The sequence below is a fragment of the Halobiforma lacisalsi AJ5 genome, from assembly GCF_000226975.2.
Classification (GTDB): Archaea; Halobacteriota; Halobacteria; order Halobacteriales; family Natrialbaceae; genus Natronobacterium; species Natronobacterium lacisalsi.
On sequence record NZ_CP019285.1, the window covers coordinates 3,882,788 to 3,902,570 of the forward strand.

Annotated in this window: 15 protein-coding genes and 1 pseudogene; 7 read left to right on the forward strand and 9 right to left on the reverse strand. The window is 65.4% G+C overall.

Annotated features, from left to right (window positions below; all coding sequences use genetic code 11):
- Positions 1 to 185: 185 nt before the first annotated feature.
- Positions 186 to 2,327, forward strand: coding sequence for a catalase/peroxidase HPI (katG, locus tag CHINAEXTREME_RS18915; protein ID WP_007140668.1), 2,142 nt, complete (start codon positions 186 to 188; stop codon positions 2,325 to 2,327).
- A 47-nt stretch (positions 2,328 to 2,374) separates the two neighbouring features.
- Here the strand turns inward: katG and CHINAEXTREME_RS18920 are convergent.
- From CHINAEXTREME_RS18920 to CHINAEXTREME_RS18940, 5 genes and pseudogenes are all read right to left on the reverse strand, one after another.
- Positions 2,375 to 2,722 (reverse strand): annotated as a pseudogene (locus tag CHINAEXTREME_RS18920) (zinc ribbon domain-containing protein); the annotation flags it as partial.
- Between the two features lie 16 nt (positions 2,723 to 2,738).
- Positions 2,739 to 3,332 (reverse strand): calcium-binding protein, encoded by a 594-nt coding sequence (locus CHINAEXTREME_RS18925; RefSeq protein WP_238593398.1) that lies wholly within the window; start codon positions 3,330 to 3,332, stop codon positions 2,739 to 2,741.
- Positions 3,333 to 3,760: 428 nt separating this feature from the next.
- Positions 3,761 to 4,285, reverse strand: a complete 525-nt coding sequence (locus CHINAEXTREME_RS18930; RefSeq protein ID WP_010546692.1) for a hypothetical protein — start codon at positions 4,283 to 4,285, stop codon at positions 3,761 to 3,763.
- A gap of 649 nt (positions 4,286 to 4,934) precedes the next feature.
- Complete coding sequence (locus CHINAEXTREME_RS18935) at positions 4,935 to 5,528, reverse strand: DNA-3-methyladenine glycosylase family protein (RefSeq protein ID WP_007140665.1); 594 nt, start codon at positions 5,526 to 5,528, stop codon at positions 4,935 to 4,937.
- Positions 5,529 to 5,628: 100 nt separating this feature from the next.
- A complete protein-coding gene (locus CHINAEXTREME_RS18940) occupies positions 5,629 to 7,509 on the reverse strand; it encodes an L-aspartate oxidase (protein ID WP_007140664.1) in 1,881 nt (626 codons plus the stop codon).
- Between the two features lie 157 nt (positions 7,510 to 7,666).
- On the opposite strand from CHINAEXTREME_RS18940, the gene CHINAEXTREME_RS18945 reads away from it, so the two are divergent.
- Both CHINAEXTREME_RS18945 and CHINAEXTREME_RS18950 read left to right on the forward strand, forming a co-directional pair.
- Positions 7,667 to 8,200 (forward strand): metal-dependent hydrolase, encoded by a 534-nt coding sequence (locus CHINAEXTREME_RS18945; RefSeq protein ID WP_007140663.1) that lies wholly within the window; start codon positions 7,667 to 7,669, stop codon positions 8,198 to 8,200.
- Between the two features lie 64 nt (positions 8,201 to 8,264).
- Positions 8,265 to 9,329: a hypothetical protein gene (locus tag CHINAEXTREME_RS18950; RefSeq protein WP_007140662.1), complete on the forward strand. Its 1,065-nt coding sequence runs from the start codon at positions 8,265 to 8,267 to the stop codon at positions 9,327 to 9,329.
- 24 nt (positions 9,330 to 9,353) lie between these two features.
- On the opposite strand, the gene CHINAEXTREME_RS18955 is transcribed toward CHINAEXTREME_RS18950, so the two are convergent.
- Positions 9,354 to 11,933, reverse strand: coding sequence for a heavy metal translocating P-type ATPase (locus tag CHINAEXTREME_RS18955; RefSeq protein ID WP_007140661.1), 2,580 nt, complete (start codon positions 11,931 to 11,933; stop codon positions 9,354 to 9,356).
- An 81-nt stretch (positions 11,934 to 12,014) separates the two neighbouring features.
- Complete coding sequence (locus tag CHINAEXTREME_RS18960) at positions 12,015 to 12,779, reverse strand: helix-turn-helix domain-containing protein (protein WP_007140660.1); 765 nt, start codon at positions 12,777 to 12,779, stop codon at positions 12,015 to 12,017.
- 60 nt (positions 12,780 to 12,839) lie between these two features.
- Between CHINAEXTREME_RS18960 and CHINAEXTREME_RS18965 the strand changes: the two genes are divergently transcribed.
- From CHINAEXTREME_RS18965 to CHINAEXTREME_RS18975, 3 genes are all read left to right on the forward strand, one after another.
- Positions 12,840 to 13,325 (forward strand): hypothetical protein, encoded by a 486-nt coding sequence (locus CHINAEXTREME_RS18965; protein ID WP_238593318.1) that lies wholly within the window; start codon positions 12,840 to 12,842, stop codon positions 13,323 to 13,325.
- A 154-nt stretch (positions 13,326 to 13,479) separates the two neighbouring features.
- On the forward strand, positions 13,480 to 14,025 hold the full coding sequence (gene hpt / locus CHINAEXTREME_RS18970) for a hypoxanthine/guanine phosphoribosyltransferase (protein WP_007140658.1): 546 nt from the start codon (positions 13,480 to 13,482) through the stop codon (positions 14,023 to 14,025).
- Positions 14,026 to 14,265: 240 nt separating this feature from the next.
- Positions 14,266 to 15,693: a uracil-xanthine permease family protein gene (locus CHINAEXTREME_RS18975; protein WP_007140657.1), complete on the forward strand. Its 1,428-nt coding sequence runs from the start codon at positions 14,266 to 14,268 to the stop codon at positions 15,691 to 15,693.
- A 63-nt stretch (positions 15,694 to 15,756) separates the two neighbouring features.
- Here the strand turns inward: CHINAEXTREME_RS18975 and CHINAEXTREME_RS18980 are convergent, their stop codons facing one another.
- Complete coding sequence (locus CHINAEXTREME_RS18980) at positions 15,757 to 16,260, reverse strand: outer membrane protein assembly factor BamB family protein (RefSeq protein ID WP_076738769.1); 504 nt, start codon at positions 16,258 to 16,260, stop codon at positions 15,757 to 15,759.
- Positions 16,261 to 16,485: 225 nt separating this feature from the next.
- The gene (locus CHINAEXTREME_RS18985; protein WP_007140655.1) at positions 16,486 to 17,637 is read right to left on the reverse strand and encodes an acyl-CoA dehydrogenase family protein; all 1,152 of its coding nucleotides are present in this window, start codon (positions 17,635 to 17,637) and stop codon (positions 16,486 to 16,488) included.
- A gap of 115 nt (positions 17,638 to 17,752) precedes the next feature.
- On the opposite strand from CHINAEXTREME_RS18985, the gene CHINAEXTREME_RS18990 reads away from it, so the two are divergent.
- A complete protein-coding gene (locus tag CHINAEXTREME_RS18990) occupies positions 17,753 to 19,726 on the forward strand; it encodes a 3-hydroxyacyl-CoA dehydrogenase/enoyl-CoA hydratase family protein (RefSeq protein WP_007140654.1) in 1,974 nt (657 codons plus the stop codon).
- The last annotated feature ends 57 nt before the right edge of the window (positions 19,727 to 19,783 follow it).

A 19,783-nucleotide genomic window follows, 5' to 3' on the forward strand; every position in this document is an offset into this window, starting at 1 on the left:
CGGACTGGCCGATCGGAGCGACCGAAGTCTCGCTCTGTGACCGACTCATCGGGGTCGTGCCGGCGACACGTCGCGAGCCCGGTACCGACCATCGTTCCTAATTCGATAATATTTTTTAACTATCCACGAACACTTTCTTCCTCGAGTAGACAATCTTAATAGGGGAAAGTACCAATCGTCCGATGATGATAGGCTCTGATCAAGACTGGTGGCCGAACCAGTTGGACCTGGAGATTCTCGACCAGAACGCCGAACAGGTCGATCCGCGGGGCGAGGATTTCGACTACGCCGAGGAGTTCGAAAAACTCGACCTCGAGGAAGTAAAAGCAGACATCGAAGACGTCCTGACGACGTCCCGCGAGTGGTGGCCGGCGGACTACGGTCACTACGGCCCGCTGATGATCCGGATGGCGTGGCACAGCGCCGGCACGTACCGCACCGTCGACGGCCGCGGTGGCGCCGACGGCGGTCGACAGCGCTTTCCCCCGCTCAACAGCTGGCCCGACAACGCGAACCTCGACAAGGCCCGACGCCTGCTCTGGCCCGTCAAGCAGAAGTACGGCCGCAAACTCTCGTGGGCCGACCTGATGATCCTGGCCGGGAACGTCGCCCTCGAGTCGATGGGCTTCGAGACGTTCGGCTTCGCGGGCGGACGCGAGGACGAGTTCAAGCCCGACAAGTCCGTCTACTGGGGCCCCGAGAACAAGATGGAGGAGTCCGACCGGTTCAGCGACGAGGGTGAACTCGAGGAACCCCTGGGCGCCACCGTCATGGGTCTCATTTACGTGAACCCGGAGGGCCCGGACGGCAAACCTGACCCGGAGGCCTCCGCCGAGCGGATCCGGGAGTCGTTCGGCCGTATGGCCATGAACGACGAGGAGACGGCCGCGCTCATCGCCGGCGGCCACACCTTCGGGAAGGTCCACGGTGCCGACGACCCCGACGAACACGTCGGCCCCGAACCCGAAGCGGCCCCCATCGAACAGCAGGGCTTCGGCTGGGAGAACGAGTACGGCGAGGGCAAGGGTCCCGACACGATCACCAGCGGGATAGAGGGGCCGTGGAACACCACGCCGACCCAGTGGGACACGAGCTACATCGACAACCTGCTCGACTACGAGTGGGAGCCCGAGAAAGGTCCCGGCGGCGCGTGGCAGTGGACCACCAAGAGCGGCGAACTCGACGAGGCCGCGCCGGGCGTCGACGACCCCTCCGAGCGGGAGGACGTCATGATGCTGACGACGGACGTCGCCCTGAAGCGCGACCCCGACTACCGGGAGATCCTCGAGCGCTTCCAGGAGAACCCCATGGAGTTCGGAATGGCCTTCGCGAAGGCCTGGTACAAGCTGACCCACCGTGACATGGGTCCGCCGGAGCGGTTCCTCGGTCCGGAGGTCCCCGACGAGGAGATGCTCTGGCAGGACCCGCTCCCCGACGCCGACTACGACCTGATCGGGGACGAGGAGGTCGCCGAACTCAAAGAGGAGATCCTCGCGTCCGATCTCTCGGTCTCCCAGCTGGTCAAGACTGCCTGGGCGGCGGCGTCGACCTACCGCGACAGCGACAAGCGCGGCGGCGCCAACGGTGCCCGCATCCGCCTCGAACCCCAGCGTAGCTGGGAAGTCAACGAACCCGACGAACTCGAGACGGTCCTGTCGACCTACGAGGAGATCCAGGAGGAGTTCAACGCCTCTCGATCGGACGACGTGCGCGTCTCGCTCGCGGACCTGATCGTCCTGGGCGGCAACGCGGCCGTCGAGCAGGCCGCGGCGGACGCCGGCTACGACGTCGAGGTACCGTTCGAACCGGGCCGTACCGACGCGACGCAGGAACAGACCGACGTCGACTCGTTCGAGGCGCTCAAACCCGACGCGGACGGGTTCCGTAACTACGCCTCGGACGAACTCGACTACCCGGCCGAGGAGGCCCTAGTCAACAGGGCCGACCTGCTCGACCTGACGGCCGACGAGATGACGGTGCTGGTCGGCGGTCTGCGCACGCTGGGCGCGACCTACCAGGACACGGACCTTGGTGTCTTCACGGACGAGCCCGAGACGCTCACCAACGACTTCTTCGAGACCGTCCTCGACTTGGACTACGAGTGGGAACAGGTCTCGGAGGGCGAGGAAGTCTACGAACTGGTCGACCGCGAGACCGGCGAGGTCGAGTGGCGAGGCAGCCGCGTGGATCTGATCTTCGGTTCGCACGCCCGGCTCCGCGCCATCGCGGAAGCCTACGCGGCCGAAGACGGCGAAGCACAGTTCGTCGAGGACTTCGTCGACGCGTGGAGCCACGTGATGCAGGCCGACCGCTTCGACCTCGATTGACATCCTCCCCGCGCTGAAGCGCGAGGATTCCTCCGTTGGGGTTCGGGCTATGCCGATTCCACGGAGGCAACTTGCGGGTTTGTGCGCACTTCTTTGGGACTTTCGTGAGGGTGTGGTTTCCCCGACCATTCGTGGTCGTCCCACTCGAATCGCACGGGCCGTGCCATCGGCCTGACTTCTGTATCGCTGTGTTCTCGAAGGAACGTCTCTGAGGCTGTGAGGTCGGCGTGACCCTCGAATCCACACGGACACGTCAGTGTATCTCCGTGGCGAACTGTCTCTTCATGGTCGCCACATTCGGGACACCTATGACTCGTCCACGCTTCTGACTCGACTTCGAGACTGATGCCGTACTCCTCACAGACGCACGCGAGACGATGGATGAACTTCGGCGGAAGAGGAAAGAACGGACTATCCGAATATGCCGTCGTCGTCGTCTTCTTCCTCCTCTTCTTCGGGCTGCTCTTCTTCGGGTGGTTCTTCCTCAGCCTGTTCCTCCTCTTCGGCCGGTTCCTCCTCTTCGGCCGGTTCCTCCTCTTCAGCCTGTTCCTCCTCTTCAGCCTGTTCCTCCTCTTCGGCCGGTTCCTCCTCGTCTTCGGTCTCTCCTCCCCCAAGGCTGACGTCGACCTCGAGCAGGTTCGCCTCTGCGTCGCGGAAGGAGGCGTCGCTGGCCAGCGTCACCGTATCCCCTTCGCTGACCTCGGCCTCGTCTTCGTCGACGATGAGATGCCCCAGCACGGTCCCCGCGCCGATGTCGAACTGGACGATGTAGACGTCCCAGTCGTCGACGGGATCGAACGCTTCCTCGAAGTTCTCCAGAACGCTATCCCGATTGGAGGTCTGCAACTCGGCGAGAACGTCGGCGTCGACGTCCGGGTAGTAGTCCCTCCCGGTGATGACGACCTCCCCGTCGCCGTCACCGTCGTCTTCCTGGGCGGCCGCCGTGCTCGTGCTGGCCCCGGCACCGACCGCGAGCGCGGTCGCCGCCAGTGTCCCTTTTTTCATAAACGAACGACGCGAATCGCCACTGTCGAACTGATCTTCCTCGCTCATGTCTCTCATGCCCCTGGGGGCAAGCGAAGTTGGCCGATGGCACGTATAAAGCGACTCGTCCGTTTCGTCGGCCATGCGACTGTTTCGGCTGGTAATACCGGAACTAGTTACGCTACACGCCCGGCGTCGGGACCGCGAGGCTACGAGACGCCGAACGGGGAACCGGCCGACCGTCGTCGACACCTGTCCGTGCGCTGTTCGTCTCGAGCAGTTATGGAAACGGCCGATCGGATGGCTGAAAGACCGCCGAAAGCGGCCGCGTCGAAAGCAACTGATCGAGCGACCACCGTCCCGTCGAACGAAAGGACTGTTTCCGCGGAAAACGAGCGATTTTATCCGCAGAGAGCCGGTAAAAGTCAATTGCTGCGGGGAGCGTGCCGCTACGCTCCGTCGCTTTCGTCGTCGCCCATGTCGTCGTCTTCAGTGTCGTCGCCTACGCCGTTGTCTTCAGTATCGTCGGATCCCATGTCTTCGTCCTCTTCTTCGTCTTCGTCCTCATCCTCGTCGTCGCTAGCGCCCCCTCCTCCGGTACTGACCTCGAGCAGGTTCGCCTCTGCGTCACGGAAGGAGGCGTCGCCAGAGAGCGTCACCGTGTCCCCTTCGCTGACGTCGGCTTCGTCCTCGTCGACGAAGAGGTGACCCAGCACGGTCCCCGAACCGATGTCGAACTGGACGATGTACAGGTCCCAGTCGTCGACGGGGTCGAACGTTCCCTCGAAGTTCTCGAGGATCGTATCTCGCGTCCCCGTCTCGAGTTCGGCGAGGACGTCGGCGTCGACGTCCGGGTAGTAGTCACTGCCAGTGAGGACGACTTCGCCGTCATCGTCTTGCTGTGCAGCCGCCGTACTCGCGGTGGTACCGGCACCGACCGCGAGCGCGGTCGCCGCAAGTGTTCCCTTTTTCATAAACGAACGACGCGAATCTCCACTGTCGAACTGATCTTCCTCGCTCATATCTCTCATGCCCCTGAGGGCAAGGGGAATTGGCCGATAGCGTGCATAAAGCAGACAGTCCGTTTCGGACCTCAACGCGACCGTTTCGCGGGTTAATTCCGAAAAAAGCCGAGATAACGGTATGAGAGGCTCGCATCGACTCTCTCGACTCAGCGAAACGCGGCGTTTTCGTGATCGACTCGAGTCGCCAGACAGCAAATACGTAATTTCGGAAACGGGAGTTGCGCGAGGAAATTTCGGGCTCTCGAGGTGTGGGTGACGGGTACCCGGTTGCGGTCCCGGCGGACGTCCTGGCGGTTCTCCGCTGGCGGGACCCGAGACCTCGGGTCGAGGTCGACGGTCGGTCTCGTGAGTGGAGAAAGGGATCGTCGAACGCGGAATAAGCGACTTTTGACGACTATTGTCCGCGTATTACCGATCGATAGCTGCGTGTGCAAGCCCCATCCTTATCCGACTGTTTGGCGCTCATCATTCTGGCTTTCCCGCGTGCCGAGATGGGCGTATCCGGGGAAGCCGTTCGGTCGTGAAACCACCGGCCGACTCCGTGTAGAGCGGGTTACTCCCTCGGAGTCGGCTTTCGCCTAGCGGCCGAACGCCGCGGTCACGAGTCGGACTCGTACTCCGCCCAGATGTATCGCGTCGCGACGCTGCGATACGGACGCCACGCCTCGGCGATCTCGCGCATTTCCCCGCGGGTCAGGTCCTCCCCGTTTGCGTACAACTGCTCGATGCCCCGCCGAACCGCGAGATCGCCCAGCGGAAGCACGTCGGGCCGCTCGAGGACGAACAGGAGGTACATCCGCGCGGTCCACTCGCCGACACCCTTGATTTCGGTGAGACGGTCGATCACCTCGTCGTTGTCGTGGTCGGCGAGTCCGGCCCGCGTGTAGTCCCGCTCCTGGAACGCGCGGGCGGCGTTTCGCATGTACTCGATCTTGCTGCGAGAGAGTCCCGCGTCACGCAGCGCCCCGTCGTCGGCGGCGAGGACTCGATCGGGCGTGATCTCGTCGTCCAGGACGTCGAACACCCGCTCGCGGACGGCCATGGCACTTGCCGTCGAGAGCTGTTGGTTGATGATCGAGATACAGAGCCGTTCGTACTCGGTCCAGTCGGGTTCGACGTACGGGTCGTGACGGTCGAGGAGATCCGCCATAACGGGATCCTCGCGAAGAACGGGGTGAGCCTCTTCGAACATTCGTCGTGTCCGTTCACGGGACCGCGGCGGCATATGCGTCTCGGTCCGGGTTCCACGTTCCGCCTCGAGTACGCCACGAACCCACCCCGTCGTCGAGAGGTCATTCGAGGTGGTGGTAATCCAGTTCGTACCCCTCCTCGAGCGCCTCACGGACGGCGGGGCTGGGCTCGCCGACCCCGCGCCGGTCGATCGAGCGTTCGCCGCCATCGATCGAGACGACGAGGTTGACCCGCCAGTCCTCGTTCATCTCGGGGTAGTCGGACCGGTAGTGGGCACCGCGGGACTCGGTCCGCTCGAGGGCAGCACGAAGGGCCGTCTCGGCGACGATGAGGCTGAACGAGAGGTCGACGGCGAACTCGAAGGACGGCGACGTCGGACCCCCCTCGACGCGGAGATCGGTCGTCCGCTCGCGCACGGCCTCGAGTTTCGCGAGCGCCTCGCGCAGTCCCTTCTCGTCGCGGAGAATGCCGGCGTGACGCCACATCAAAGCCCGCAGATCGGCGAGCAGTTCGGTCGGTTCGACGTGGCCGTCGGCGGCTGCCAGCGTCTCGAGGCTGGCGAACTCCCGTTGTGCGAGCGCACGCGTCTCGTCGGTCACGGTCGGTGATTCGTCCTCGGCTGTCACCTCGCTCGCGACGTGTTCGCCCACGAGCTTCCCGATCGCGACGGTCTCGGCGAGCGAGTTGCCTCCGAGACGGTTCGCGCCGTGGACGCCCGCGACGGTCTCGCCGACCGCGTAGAGTCCCTCGACACCGGTCTCGCCGGTCTCGAAGTCGACGTCGACGCCCCCCATCGTGTAGTGGGCTGTCGGCGCGACCTCGATCGGTTCCTCGGTGATGTCGACACCCAGGGACTCGAACCGCTCGACCATCCGCGGCAGCCGATCGCGGACGTAGTCGTCGTCGCGGTGGGAGATGTCGAGGAAGACGCCGCCGTTCTCGGAGCCCCGTCCCTCCTCGAGTTCGCGTGCGATCGCGCGGGCGACGACGTCGCGGGCGTCGAGTTCCATCTGATCGGGCGAGTACCGTTCCATGAACCGCTCGCCCTCGGTGTTGTAGAGTCGGCCGCCCTCGCCGCGGACCGCCTCGGTGACGAGGCGGCCGTCCCACTCCTCGCCGTAGCGCTCGCCGACCATGCCCGTCGGGTGGAACTGGACGAACTCGAGGTCGAGCAGTCGAGCACCGGCCTCGAGCGCCAGCGCCTGTGCGTCGCCGTTGTTCTCGTCATCCCGCGAGGAGTGGCGCTCGAAGATCGCGGAGAACCCGCCCGCGGCGAGGACGACGTGGTTCGAGCGAAAGACGAGCCCTCGGCCGGACTCCATGTCGAACCCGACGGCCCCGGAGACCCGCTGGCCGTCCGAGAGCAAGCGGGTGATCATGACGTTCTCGCGGTAGGGTACCTCGAGTTCCTGCGCCCGATCGATGAGCGCCTCGAGCATGGCTTCGCCGGTACGGTCGCCGACGAAACACGTGCGGCGGTACGACTGTGCGCCGAAGTACCGCTGGTTGATCGCACCGTCCTGGGTACGGTCGAATGGCATCCCCCAGTCCACGAGTTCGCGGATCCGGTCCGGCATCTCGCGGGCCGTGAGTTCGACGGCCGTGGGGTCGTTCAGGTGGTGGCCCTCGTTCAGCGTGTCCGCGGCGTGGATCGTCCAGTCGTCCTCGTCGTCGAGCGAGCCGAGGGCGGCGTTGATCCCGCCCGCGGCCCACGTCGTGTGTGCGTCGCCGTGGTCGCGCTTGCCGATCACCAGCGGTTCGACGCCGGACTCGGCGAGTTCGATGGCGACCCGGGCACCGGCCGCGCCCGCCCCGATCACGAGTACTGGGACGGAGACGACGTCGTACTCGAGGCCGTCCGCCGACGAGGGACCCTCCCCGTGTTCGATTCGGTTCGCAACCCCGGCGTCGCGACCGCTGTCCGCCGGTCGTCGCGCATCGCCGTCGGCAGTTCGACGGTCGTCAGCGGATGGTTCTGTCATCGATGTAACCTCAGTGCCGAGCGGGTTTAGGGAGAGACCCAAACGACGTAGCCCCCGTATCCTTGTCGTATAGTGGCTCTATTTCCAGATCAAGGGCAGCGGCCACCCCCTCCCTTCCCCCCACGCTTACTCCGCTCGAGACGGAAGCCCCGGACGGATGCAACCGGTCGTCCACCTGGCCGTCGGCTACGTCTGTTACGCACTATACACGCGCCGACGACGCGACGCTATCCCCCACGACGGGGCGGCGATCGCCGCGATCCTCGGCGCTGCCCTTCCGGACCTCCTGGACAAGCCGATCTGGCTCGTCGGCATCGTCGACGTCGGGCGGACGATCGGCCACTCGCTGCTGTTCGCGCTCCCGCTGCTCGTCGCTCTCGGACTGCACGCACGCTCGAGCGACCGGGAGGTCCTCGCGGTCGCGTTCGCTGTCGGATACCTCTCCCACGTCGGGACCGACGTCCCCTGGCACGTCCTCGCGGGAGACGTCCACGAACTCGGCTTCCTCCTCTGGCCGATCACGCCGATGCCGCCGTACAGCGGGACGAAATCGCTCGCGACGGTACCGGGCCTCGAGGTGACCGTCATGACGCTGTGGCTCGAGGCGGTCGTGCTCGTCGCGGGTATCGGACTGTGGTGGGTCGACGGAAAACCGGGGCTCGAGGCGGTAGCTCGGGCCCTGAGCGGATAAACGTCTCGGGGACTGGTCGTGTTCCGGTAGTAGCTTTTTGCACGTCGGGGCTGTTCGACCACCGATGGTCGACGGCGAATCCCTGCTTCGCTCCGCCCGAAATCAGTTCGGCACGTCGGAGCGACGGATCGATCGCTCGGGCGAGAACCGGATCAAGGAGTGGGTCCTCTTCGACGGCAACCGCGAGCGGGTCGCGACCGGATTGCTCGCGGCCGTGTTCGTTCTCCTGCTCGTCATGGGCGGACTCTGGCCGATCGAATACCAGGAGCTGTTGAGCGAAACGACGATGGTCCAGACGATGTTCGACACCCTGCTGAGCGGGACGATCCTGCTCGTTTCGATCGTCGTCTCGATCGCCGCGGTCGGCATCTCCCAGGAACTCACGTCGCTCGGCGACCAGTCCGAACGGGTCGATACGACCATCGACTTCCAGGCCGAGATCGAGGATCACGGCATCGTGGACGTCAGTCCGGCACGTCCGGGCAAGTTCACCGCAGTCGTCCTCCGGTCGATCAAACAGCGCGCCCACGAACTGCAGGAACTCGACGGAAACGCCGGCGCGGAGTACCGCCACGAGGTCGACCGTCTCCAGGGCGACATCCGGAAGAACACCGAGGAGGTGTTGACCACCCTCTCCCGGGTTCCCAACGGCTCGACGGACGAACTCCTCACCGGCCTGAACTACGACTCCTCGTGGCAACTACACCAGTCGCGTCGGATCCTCACGAAGTACGACGACCGACTCACCGCCGAGGAACGAGCGGTGATCGAGGACATCATGGACACGCTTCACAAACTGATGGTCTGTCGCGAGTACTTCAAGACACTCTACTACAAACTCGAGCTCTCGGACCTCACGACGACGCTGTTGACGGTCTCGCTACCGATTATCGTTTTCATTACGTACGTGCTGCTCGCCCTCGACAGCGGGCTCTTCCCCGACGTCTCGCTGTTCGGGTATACGCCGCTGACCGTCTTCATCAGCTTCGCGTACACCATCGCGCTCGCACCCTACGCGGTGCTCACGTCGTACGTCCTCCGTGCCGCGACGGTGACGAAACTGACGCCGGAGGAGGGCCCGTTCGTGCTCGACGCCGACCGGGAGACGGCCTACGATCGAGAGGAGTGATCGGGCGGCGGACCCCGACACCGACTACCGCGCGTCGTCGCCGTCCTCGAGTCCGGTCGGCGTCTCCGGTTCGACGCCGGCGAGTCGCATCGCGTTGCTCGTCACGCCGAGGCTCATCCCCATGTCTCCGATAACGACGGCGTGGATCACCGTCACGATGCCGAAGGGCGCACCGGCCGCGAGGACCGCCTTCACGGCCAGGCTCGCCCAGATGTTCTGCCGGATGACGCCGTTTGCCTTCCCGGAGAGTTCGTAGAGGTACGGCAGGCGGGTGAGGTCGTCGCTCATCAGCGCGACGTCGGCCGTCTCGAGCGCGGTGTCGGTTCCCGCGGCACCCATCGCGATGCCGACGGAGGCGGTCGCCAGCGCGGGCGCGTCGTTGATGCCGTCGCCGACCATGGCGACGCCTCCTCCGTCCGCACTCCCGTTTGCATCCGTGCCCTCGCTCTCGCCTTCCAGCCGGTCGATCCACTCGAGTTTCTCGTCGGGCAGCAGTTCCGCGTGGTACTCGTCGATCCCCACCTGTTCGGCGATCGCACGGGCCGTCCCCTCGTTGTCACCGGTGAGCATCACGACGCGGACCCCCTGCTCTTGCAGCCGCGAGACCGCCCACTCGGCTTCCGGACGGACCCGGTCCGCGACCGCGATCACGCCGACGGGCCCGTCCTCGGTGCCGACGATCACGACGGTCTTCCCCTCGGACTCGAGTTCGGGGACGAGGTCGGTGAGCACGTCGAGACAGCCCGGTCGGTCGCACTGCGAGTCGCTGTCGTACCCCTCCGACGCGAGGTCGACACCGCCGTCGGTCGTCGCGTGGACGTGCTCGAGGTCGGCGAGCCCCTCGAACAGGTCCGGCTTGCCGACGTAGAGCGTTTCGCCGTCGATCTCGGCCCGCACGCCCTTGCCGGTCAGGGCCTCGAACTCGGCGACGTCGGGGTCGTCGGGATCGATCCCCCGCTCCTCGGCGTAGCCGACGATCGACTGGGCGATGGGGTGTTCGCTGCGGCGTTCGGCGGCGCTCGCCCGGCGGAGGACGTCCGCCTCGTCGGCCCCCTCGAGCGGGATCACGTCGGTCACTGAGAGGTCGCCCTCTGTCAGCGTTCCCGTCTTGTCCACCGCGAGAACGTCGCTCTCGTCGACGGCCTCGAGATGACGGCCGCCTTTGATGAGGACGCCGTTACGGGCGGCACTCGTGACACCCGAGACGACGCTGACCGGCGTCGAGATGACGAACGCGCACGGACAGGCGATGACGAGCAGCGTCAGTCCGCGGAGGAACCAGGTGTTCCAGGACGCCCCGACCAGCAGCGGCGGGAGCGCTGCCACTGCGAGCGCGAGAACCACGACGATCGGCGTGTAGACGCTCGCGAACCGGTCGACGAACTGCTCGCGCTCGGTCTTCTCGCGCTCGGCGTCCTCGACCATCCGGACGATCCGCGAAAGCGTCGAGTCGGCGGCGGCGCGTTCGACCTCGACCTCGAGGTAGCCCGACTCGGCGATCGTCCCGGCGTAGACCTCGTCGCCCGTGGACTTGTCCTCGGGGACGCTCTCGCCGGTGATCGGCGACTGGTCGACCGCGCTTTCCCCCTCGCGGACGACGCCGTCCGCGGGGATCTTCTCGCCGGGGCGAACGACGACCACGTCGCCGACCGCGAGGTCGTCCGCCGGGATCGTCTCCTCGCCGTCCCCGGTCTTGACGGTCGCGACGTCGGGCGAGAGGTCCATCAGTTCCCGCAGCGAGTCCCGGGCCCGATCCATCGAGAACTGCTCGAGCAACTCGGCGATCGAGAACAGCACGGCCAGCATCGCCCCCTCGAAGGGGTGGTGGGCCGCGACCGAGGCGACGATGCCGACGCTCATCAGGAAGTCGATGTCGAGGCTCCGGTTGCGCGCCGAGTAGTAGCCGTTGCGCAGAATCGGCGCGCCGCCGACCGCCGCCGCGAGGATGAAAAGCAGGTGCGAGAGTTCGTACGTCCGGCCGGCCACCGTACCCACTGCGGGGTCGAGTCCGGGGAGGACGAACTCGAGGGCCATTCCCGCGGCGACGAGGACGGCCGCGATCCCGGTGCCGACGGCGCGTCGGCTCCGCCAGACGGCGCGTTCCTCCGAGAGCGGATCCGTGCCGTCCGACAGCGGGGTCGCGTCGTATCCCGCGCCTTCGACGGCCTCGACGATCTCGTCCGGCCCGGTCCCCTCGTCGACAGTCACGGTTACGCGCCCCGAGGCCGGTCGCGTCTCGATCCGGTCGACGCCGTCGACGTCCTCGAGCGCGTTCTCGACCTTCCCCGCACAGGAGGGACAGTCCATCTCGGGGACCGACAGGGCGAGTTCGGCGTCCTCGTCCTCGATCGTGTAGCCGGCGGCCCGGACGCGTTCGCGGATTTCCTCGGGCTCGGTGACGGTCGGATCGTAGTCGACGATTAGCTGGCCGCTGGTCACCCGCGGATCGATCCCGTCGATCCCCTGGAGAGTCTCGACGCTGTTCGTCACTTTGCCCGCACAGGACGGGCAGTCCATCTCCGGAACGCGCAACTCGAGGCGACGCGTCGCGCTCGAGTCGGGCGCGGAACCGGATGGGGTCGAGGTGGAAGACGACTCGGTCATCACGTCGTTGTAGTCACGGAACGGATAAACAGGTTATTTGGCGTGCGCCAACTCGGGGGTCGGCGCGGGACGAGACGGCCGCTACAGTCGAGTCGTGATTTCTTCGAGCACGTCGTCGGTCTCGGCGTCGGCCGCGGCGAACGCCGTCGCGAGTTCGGCTTCCGCCCGGCGAAGCCGGTAGGACAGCGTCGATCGCGGAATCCCGAGCCGATCGGCGAGGTCCGAGAGGTCGATCCGGCGTGGCGTCTCGTAGTAGCCGTGTTCGACGGCAGCACGCAGCGCCTCGCGCTGTTCGTTGGGGAGCGATCGGTCCGCGTCGGGATCGAGCGGGGTCCGCTCGGGATCGAGTTCGGTCAGTCGTAGCATCTCGATCCCGGTACAGCCGCCGACCTCGTCGCCCAGCGCGTCGAAGAACTCGTGGACCGGCGCGGTGTCGTCGAGGACGATCCGCCAGCGATACCGTCGGCCCTCGCGGTAGGTCTCGAACAACAGCCCATCGCCCAGGTGCTCGAGGGCGACGTGGGGCACCGACGTACAGACGTCGGTCCGCTCCCAGTAGGTGTAGACGACGAGTTCGTCGCTCGAGCGGTCCAGCTCCTGCACGTCGCAGCTAGTTCCGCAGCCGTCGTTGACCAGACAGTCGGCGAAGTAGTCGTCGTTCCCGTACGCGCGCTCGAGGGCCTCGAGCCCTTCCGCCGTCCCCTCGGCGTGGTCGACGCGCCAGAGGCTGTCGGCGCTGGCGTGACACGAGAGCGATCGGATCGACGTCTCGGGATGGTCCGCGAGCACGTCGGCGACCGGGTTCGTGCCCGATTCGTACTCGAGGGCGAAGACGAACTCTCTCATTACCTAGGTGAAGGGGCTCACGCGGCAAATGACTTCCCGATGGGCACCGTAGAAGTATCGATGACTGTTCCGGTACAGACGGCGGCCGCGGGATCACGTCTCCGGGATTTTTGGACCTTCTACCGGGCATATACGGAGACAACGATCCACACCGCCACGATGGCAGCCCTGACTATCTTCGGGCTGTTGATCTTCGTCGACCCGTTGTTCACGGTGCTCGCGATCGGTAGCTACGTCCTGCCGCCCATCGGGCTGTACGTCGGTAAAAGGGGGCGAGGTGGCCCATCGATCCGCGACTCCAGGGACGTCGAATCGGGGCCTGCTGATCCGTTGGGCGGTCGCACGGAACGAAAGCGGCGGGACGATCGTTCGATCGACGATCCGGTCGGTGACGGGACGCATCCGGAGGTGAGTACTGACGCAAGCCTCGGTGACGATAGCGACGGGGCCGATCCTGATTCGGATACCGACATCGACTCCGACTCCGACACCGATTCGGACACCGATTCCGACGACGGAGATACCGACACGGATCACAGTGGCTGAGGGAATCCCGTCGAACTGACGGGATCCGGGCCGGTCACTCGAATGCGATCGACCGGATGCGACCGACAGTTCGATGGACGGCGGTTTCCTCGAGTCGAGACCGGTTCCCAACCGAGAACGAACCGTTTTTGCCGTGATTGGTCCAACCGACGCCATGGATCGACTCCTCGAGTCCCTCGACGACGCGCCGATCATCGACAAGGACGGCTACGAGTACCTCGTACATCCGATCAGCAACGGCGTTCCGATGCTCGATCCCGCGCTGTTGCGCGAGGTCGTCGTCGAGGTCATGCGAACCGCCGACCTGGATGTCGACAAGATCGTCGCGCCCGAGGCGATGGGGATCCACCTCGCGACCGCGGTCTCCCTGCAGACGGATATCCCGCTGGTCGTGATCCGCAAGCGGGAGTACGGCCTCGAGGGCGAGGTCTCCCTCCACCAGGAGACGGGCTACTCCGAGTCGGAAATGTACATCAACGACGTCGAACCCGGCGACCGCGTCGCGATCATCGACGACATGCTCTCGACGGGCGGCACCCTGGCGTCGATCTGTACCGCACTCGACGACATCGGCGCGGAGATCCGGGACATCGTCGTCGTCATGCGAAAGGTCGGCCCCTCCGCGCTCGACGAGACGGAGTTCGAGGCGACGAGTCTCATCGACATCACGGTCGAAGACGGCGAAGTGACGGTTCACTGAACGGAGTCAGACCGGGACGGTCGTCCCCTGTTCTCGAGTTGTCCGTCGGTTCAACCGGTAGCCGCGGGACTCGTATCCGCGGCGGTCACACCCTTCCGGACGGCACTGCCTGACTCGACTCGAGCGAGTGGGTGCGCCGATTTGTATACACATATCTGTATATATTGGGGCGAAAGAAGCGAATATCTGGGCTCGTATACGAAATTTTTTACCCCCTCGTTCGTAACGTGGCTTCCATAGATGGCGAACGAACCCGGGGATGGCATTCAACTCGAGTACGAACTCGACGAACAGCCGCCGTGGCCGAAGTCGATCCTGCTTGGGCTCCAGCACGTCGCAGTGATGATCGTGCCCGCGACCGCGGTCGCCTACATCGTCGGCGGCGGCGTCGGGCTCGGCGCGGCGGACACGGCCTACATCGTCCAGATGGTGTTGCTGTTCTCCGGCCTGGCGACGATCGTCCAGGCCTACACCGTCGGACCTGTCGGCGCGAAACTACCGATCGTGATGGGAACCAGTTTCACCTTCGTCGGCGCGGCGACGACGATCGGCGCCGACTTCGGGATGGCCGCCGTCTTCGGCGCGATACTGGTCACCGGCTTCGTCGTCGAAGGTCTCATCGGCTGGCAGTTCAAACGGATCGAGCCGTTCTTCCCGCCGCTGGTCACGGGCCTGGTCGTCGTCATCATCGGTCTCTACTTGATCCCGGTCGGCATGGACTACGCTGCCGGCGGGGCCGCCGCACAGGAGGCGGGCGAGTTCGGTGCGGTCCAACACATCGGACTCGCGGCGCTCGTACTGGCCATCGCAGTCGGGCTCAACATGTTTACGAGCGGAGTCACACGGCTGCTGAGCATCCTCGTCGCGATCGCGGCCGGCTACGCCGCCGCGGTCGCCGCCGGCCTCGTCGACTTCTCGCCGATCGGGGAGGCCGACTGGGTCGCCGTACCGTCGCCGACCCACTTCGGCCTCGAGTTCGAACCGATCGCGATCCTCGTCTTCGCCTTCCTGTTTCTCGTCTCCGCGATGGAGACCGTCGGCGACATGTCCGGGATCACGGCCGCCGAGGGCCGGAACCCGACCGACGGGGAGTTCCGCGGCGGGCTGTTCACCGACGGGTTGATGAGTTCGCTGGGCTCGCTGTTCGCCGCGTTCCCGGTCACGTCGTTCTCCCAGAACGTCGGCATCGTCAACTTCACCGGCGTGATGAGCCGCCACGTCGTCGGCATCAGTGGGGTCATCCTCGCGGTGCTCGGCCTGAGTCCGAAGGTCGGTGCCGTGGTGACGACGATCCCGAGCGCGGTCTTCGGCGGCGCAGTGCTGTTGATGGTCGGCATGGTTGCAGCGAGTGGCGTCCGGCTGATCGTCCTCCACACGGAACTGAACCGGCGGAACATGGTCATCGTGGCCGTCTCGCTGGGCCTCGGGCTCGGCATCGCGACCACGCCCGACGCCATCGCGGGCCTGCCGAGCGCGGCTCGAACGTTCTTCGGCGAGCCGGTCATCCTGACCGCGCTGTCGGCGCTCGTGCTCAACACCCTGGTCCCCGGTGAACAGAGCCCGCTGTTCGATGCCGTCTCGAGCGAGGAAAGCGAGGGAACGACCGGCCAGGACCCGGATCCAAACCCCGATCCTGATCCGGCGGCGCCGAGTTCGGGCGGCGACTGAGTCGGTGTCGGGTTCTCGAGACCATCGTGTCAGCCCTCGAGCGATCGCTCCCGTTCTCTTCTGTCACAGTGGAGTACGAGTCCGTCGTCCCGAAACGCAAGTGAAGTGCGGCTGGCGGTAGTCTGCGGCGACGAACTTGTAGCCGCCACCGTCGGTGTCGATCTCGGACCCGTCCCGGTCCTCGGCCTCGGGATCCGGCGGTGCTGGGGCGCGTTCGGCGACGGAGATCGCCCCGTCGTGGACCAGGGGCGTGCTCGAGACCTGGCCGTCGGAATCGACGTGTCGGACCGCTTCACCAGTTCGTTTCTCGACCGCGTATAGCGTCCGATCGTCCGAACCGAAGACCAGCCTGTCCGCACGGATCGTCGGGGAGTTGGGGATCCGCCAGTGGGTTTCGAACCGCGGGGCTTCTTCGCCCGTCTCCGCGTCCAGGGCGTACGTGTTTCCGTCGTGACTACCGGCGAAAACGGCGTCGAGCGTCGGGTCAATTCCTGGACCGGTCATTGCCGACCGTCCCGTATCGAAGGCCAAGTCCTCGGTGCCATCCTCGAGATCGACGCGGTAGATTCGCCCGTCCTACGATCCGACGACGGCCGCGCCGTCGTACGTCGCGATCGGGCCCTTGATCTCGCCGTTCGTGTCGTTCTGCGGATCGGTCTCGAACGACCAGGCGAACTCGAGGGAGGGGTAGAGAGGGACCGTTCCTGGGTGGAGGGACCGGTATTCGTCGACGCGGTCTAAGAGGGGACGGAACTCGTCGCGATGTGACGGACCGACGGGATCGGCTAGGGGTTAGAAGCCTTTGCCGAGCATCTCGCGGGCGATGACGTTCTTCTGAATCTCGCTGGTTCCCTCGTAGATCTGGGTGATCTTGGCGTCGCGGTAGAACCGCTCGACCGGGAAGTCGTCGACGTAGCCGGCCCCACCGTGGATCTGAACGGCTTCGTCGGCGACGTCGACGGCGACGCGGGAGGCGTACTCCTTGGCCATCGAGGCGAGCTTGGTGATGTCCTCGCCCTGGTCGACCTTCCAGGCGGACTTGTAGGTCAGGTTGCGGGCGGCCTCGGTGTCGGTCGCCATCTCGGCCAGCTTGTGCTGGATGGCCTGGAACTCCGAGATCGACTGCCCGAACTGCTCGCGGTCCTGAGCGTACTCGAGGGCTGCACGCGTGGCACCTTTGGCGATACCGACGCCCTGGGCGGCGACGGCGGTCCGGGTCTCGTCGAAGAACTGCATCTGCTGCATGAAGGCAGCGTCCCGGGTGCCGATGAGGTTCTCCTCGGGAACGCGGACGTTGTCGAAGACGAGTTCGGCGGTGTCCGAGGCGCGAATACCCAGTTTACCGGTGATCTTCTCGGCGGAGAAGCCGTCGCGGTCGGATTCGACGACGATCTGGCTGAAGCCGTTGTACCGGCCCTCGGCGTCGGGGTTGGTTTCACAGAGGACGACGAAGAAGTCGCCGACCGTCCCGTTGGTGATCCACATCTTGTTGCCGTTGATCACCCACTCGTCGCCGTCCTTCTCGGCGCGGGTCGAGACCGAGGACACGTCCGAGCCGGTGTCGGGTTCGGAGATGGCGGCTCCCGAGATCTTCTCGCCTTTCGCGATGGGCTCGAGGTACCGCTCTTTCTGGTCCTCGGTGCCGAAGTTCATGATCGCCTCACAGCCGAACGAGGTGGAGACGATCGACAGTGCGATACCGGGGTCGTACGAGAACAGTTCCTCGGTGATGATCGACGTATCGAGGATCGAGTAGCCGGCACCACCGTACTCCATCGGGATGTACGGGCCGGTAAGCCCCATCTCGGCGGCCTTGTCGACGACCTCGTGGGGGTACTTCTCCTCCTCGTCGTACTCTCCGGCCACGGGGACGATTTCGTTCTCGGCGAACCGCTGGACTTCCTCGCGGATCTGTTGCTGCTCTTCGGTGAGACCGAATTCCATAGACAATAGTTACCGACCGACCGATAAAGACCTTTGTAACCAGATATAAACTAAATTGTAGTTTCCTTTACGAAATAGGGAAACGTTGAAACGCCCACCCATTGCATGTTAGCCCATGGAGCTGGAAGATATCAACACCATCGCAGTTCTCGGCGCAGGAAACATGGGCCACGGCATCGCGGAGGTCGCCGCGATGGCCGGCTACGACGTGTGCATGCGCGACATCAAAGAGGAGTTCGTGGAAAACGGCTACGACCAGATCGAGTGGTCGCTCGGAAAACTCGCCGAGAACGACCAGCTCTCCGAGGAGGAAGCTGATGCCGCCTTGGAGCGCGTGACGCCGCTCGTGGACATGGAGGAGGCCGTCGGCGACGCCGACTTCATCATCGAGGCGGTCCCGGAGAAGATGGAAATCAAGAAGGACGTCTACGGCGAGGTCGAGGAGTACGCACCCGACCACGCCGTCTTCGCGACGAACACCTCGAGCCTCTCGATCACCGAACTGGCCGAGGTGACGGACCGTCCCGAGCAGTTCTGCGGGATGCACTTCTTCAACCCGCCGGTCCGGATGCAGCTCGTCGAGGTCATCTCCGGGGCGGACACCGCCGAGGAGACCCTCGAGCTCACCGAGGATCTCGCGGAGGACTTCGGCAAGACGCCCGTCCGCGTCCACAAGGACTCCCCGGGCTTCATCGTCAACCGCATCCTCGTTCCCCTGATGAACGAGGCCTCCTGGCTCGTCAGCGAGGACCAGGCGACCATCGCCGAGGTCGACTCGACCACGAAGTACGGCATGGGACTGCCGATGGGGAGTTTCGAACTCGGCGACCAGGTCGGCAACGACGTCAGCTACCACGTCCTCGAGTACATGCACGAGGTGCTCGGCGACGCCTACGAACCCGCGCCGCTGCTTGAGGAGAAGGTCGAAAACGAGGAACTCGGCAAGAAGACGGGCAAGGGCTTCTACGACTACGAGGACGGAGAGGGCGTCGACATCCCGACCGACGAGCAGTCGGAACTCGTCGAGAAGCGGCTGCTGGCCTCGATGGCCAACGAGGTCGCGAAGCTGATCGGCAACGACGTCGCCCCGCCCGAAGCGATCGACGAGGCCGTCCAGCTGGGTGCCGGCTTCCCCGACGGCCCCGTCAAACAGGTCGATGAGTACGGCCTCGACGAACTCCTCGAGACGCTCGAGGAGGCCTACGAGGAGACCGGCCACGAACGCTACGCGCCCGCTGATTTCCTCGCGGAGCGGGCCGAGGAGGGCGGCTTCTACGAGACCGACGCCGAAGGGGAGGGCGTCGACTTCGACACGATCCGCCTCGAGTACCCCGGCGACATGGTCGGCCACGTCGTGCTCGACCGGCCCCACCGGATGAACACCATCAGCGGCGAGTTGCTGGACGAACTCTCCGAGGCGATCGACATCCTCGAGGACGACGACGAGGTGCGGGCCATCCTGCTCACCGGCGAGGGCGAGAAGGCCTTCTCCGCGGGCGCGGACGTCCAGAGCATGGCCGGTAGCGGTGCCGACCCGATCGAGGCCCAGGAGCTCTCACGGAAGGGCCAGGAGACGTTCGGCAAACTCGAGGCCGCCGACGTGCCCGTCGTCGCGGGCATCGACGGCTACTGTCTCGGCGGCGGCATGGAGCTTGCGACCTGTGCGGACATGCGTGTCGCCAGCGAACGCTCCGAGTTCGGCCAGCCCGAACTCGACCTCGGACTGCTGCCGGGCTGGGGCGGCACCCAGCGGCTCAAGCATATCGTCGGCGAGGGCCGCGCGAAAGAGATCATCCTCACCGCCGAGCGCTACGAGGCCGAGGCGATGGAAGGGTACGGCTTCGTCAACGAGGTCGTCGCCAACGACGAACTCGCGGACCGCGCGCTCGAGTTGGCGACCGACCTGGCGGGCGGGCCGCCGATCGCCCAGAAGTACACCAAGCGCGCGTTCCTCGCCGGCCGCGACGACACCGACGCCGGCCTCGAGTACGAGGCCTCCGCGTTCGGGCACCTGATGGCGACCGACGACCTGATGGAGGGGATCACGGCCTTCATGGGCGACGGTGAGCCGGAGTTCGAAGGGAAGTAAGCGAACGAGAGACGACGGCCCGAGTCGCCTTCCCGGGCGGCGGTTCGATAATTCAGA

Coding starts and splice junctions, on each gene's coding strand:
- CHINAEXTREME_RS18940 (WP_007140664.1), bottom strand. CDS start 7,509: ATGACAGAACCATCCGCTGACGACCGTCGAACTGCCGACGGCGATGCG.
- katG (WP_007140668.1), top strand. CDS start 186: ATGATAGGCTCTGATCAAGACTGGTGGCCGAACCAGTTGGACCTGGAG.
- CHINAEXTREME_RS18935 (WP_007140665.1), bottom strand. CDS start 5,528: ATGTTCGAAGAGGCTCACCCCGTTCTTCGCGAGGATCCCGTTATGGCG.
- CHINAEXTREME_RS18960 (WP_007140660.1), bottom strand. CDS start 12,779: ATGAGAGAGTTCGTCTTCGCCCTCGAGTACGAATCGGGCACGAACCCG.
- CHINAEXTREME_RS18965 (WP_238593318.1), top strand. CDS start 12,840: ATGACTGTTCCGGTACAGACGGCGGCCGCGGGATCACGTCTCCGGGAT.
- CHINAEXTREME_RS18985 (WP_007140655.1), bottom strand. CDS start 17,637: ATGGAATTCGGTCTCACCGAAGAGCAGCAACAGATCCGCGAGGAAGTC.
- CHINAEXTREME_RS18945 (WP_007140663.1), top strand. CDS start 7,667: ATGCAACCGGTCGTCCACCTGGCCGTCGGCTACGTCTGTTACGCACTA.
- CHINAEXTREME_RS18955 (WP_007140661.1), bottom strand. CDS start 11,933: ATGACCGAGTCGTCTTCCACCTCGACCCCATCCGGTTCCGCGCCCGAC.
- CHINAEXTREME_RS18975 (WP_007140657.1), top strand. CDS start 14,266: ATGGCGAACGAACCCGGGGATGGCATTCAACTCGAGTACGAACTCGAC.
- CHINAEXTREME_RS18930 (WP_010546692.1), bottom strand. CDS start 4,285: ATGAAAAAGGGAACACTTGCGGCGACCGCGCTCGCGGTCGGTGCCGGT.
- hpt (WP_007140658.1), top strand. CDS start 13,480: ATGGATCGACTCCTCGAGTCCCTCGACGACGCGCCGATCATCGACAAG.
- CHINAEXTREME_RS18925 (WP_238593398.1), bottom strand. CDS start 3,332: ATGAAAAAAGGGACACTGGCGGCGACCGCGCTCGCGGTCGGTGCCGGG.
- CHINAEXTREME_RS18950 (WP_007140662.1), top strand. CDS start 8,265: ATGGTCGACGGCGAATCCCTGCTTCGCTCCGCCCGAAATCAGTTCGGC.
- CHINAEXTREME_RS18990 (WP_007140654.1), top strand. CDS start 17,753: ATGGAGCTGGAAGATATCAACACCATCGCAGTTCTCGGCGCAGGAAAC.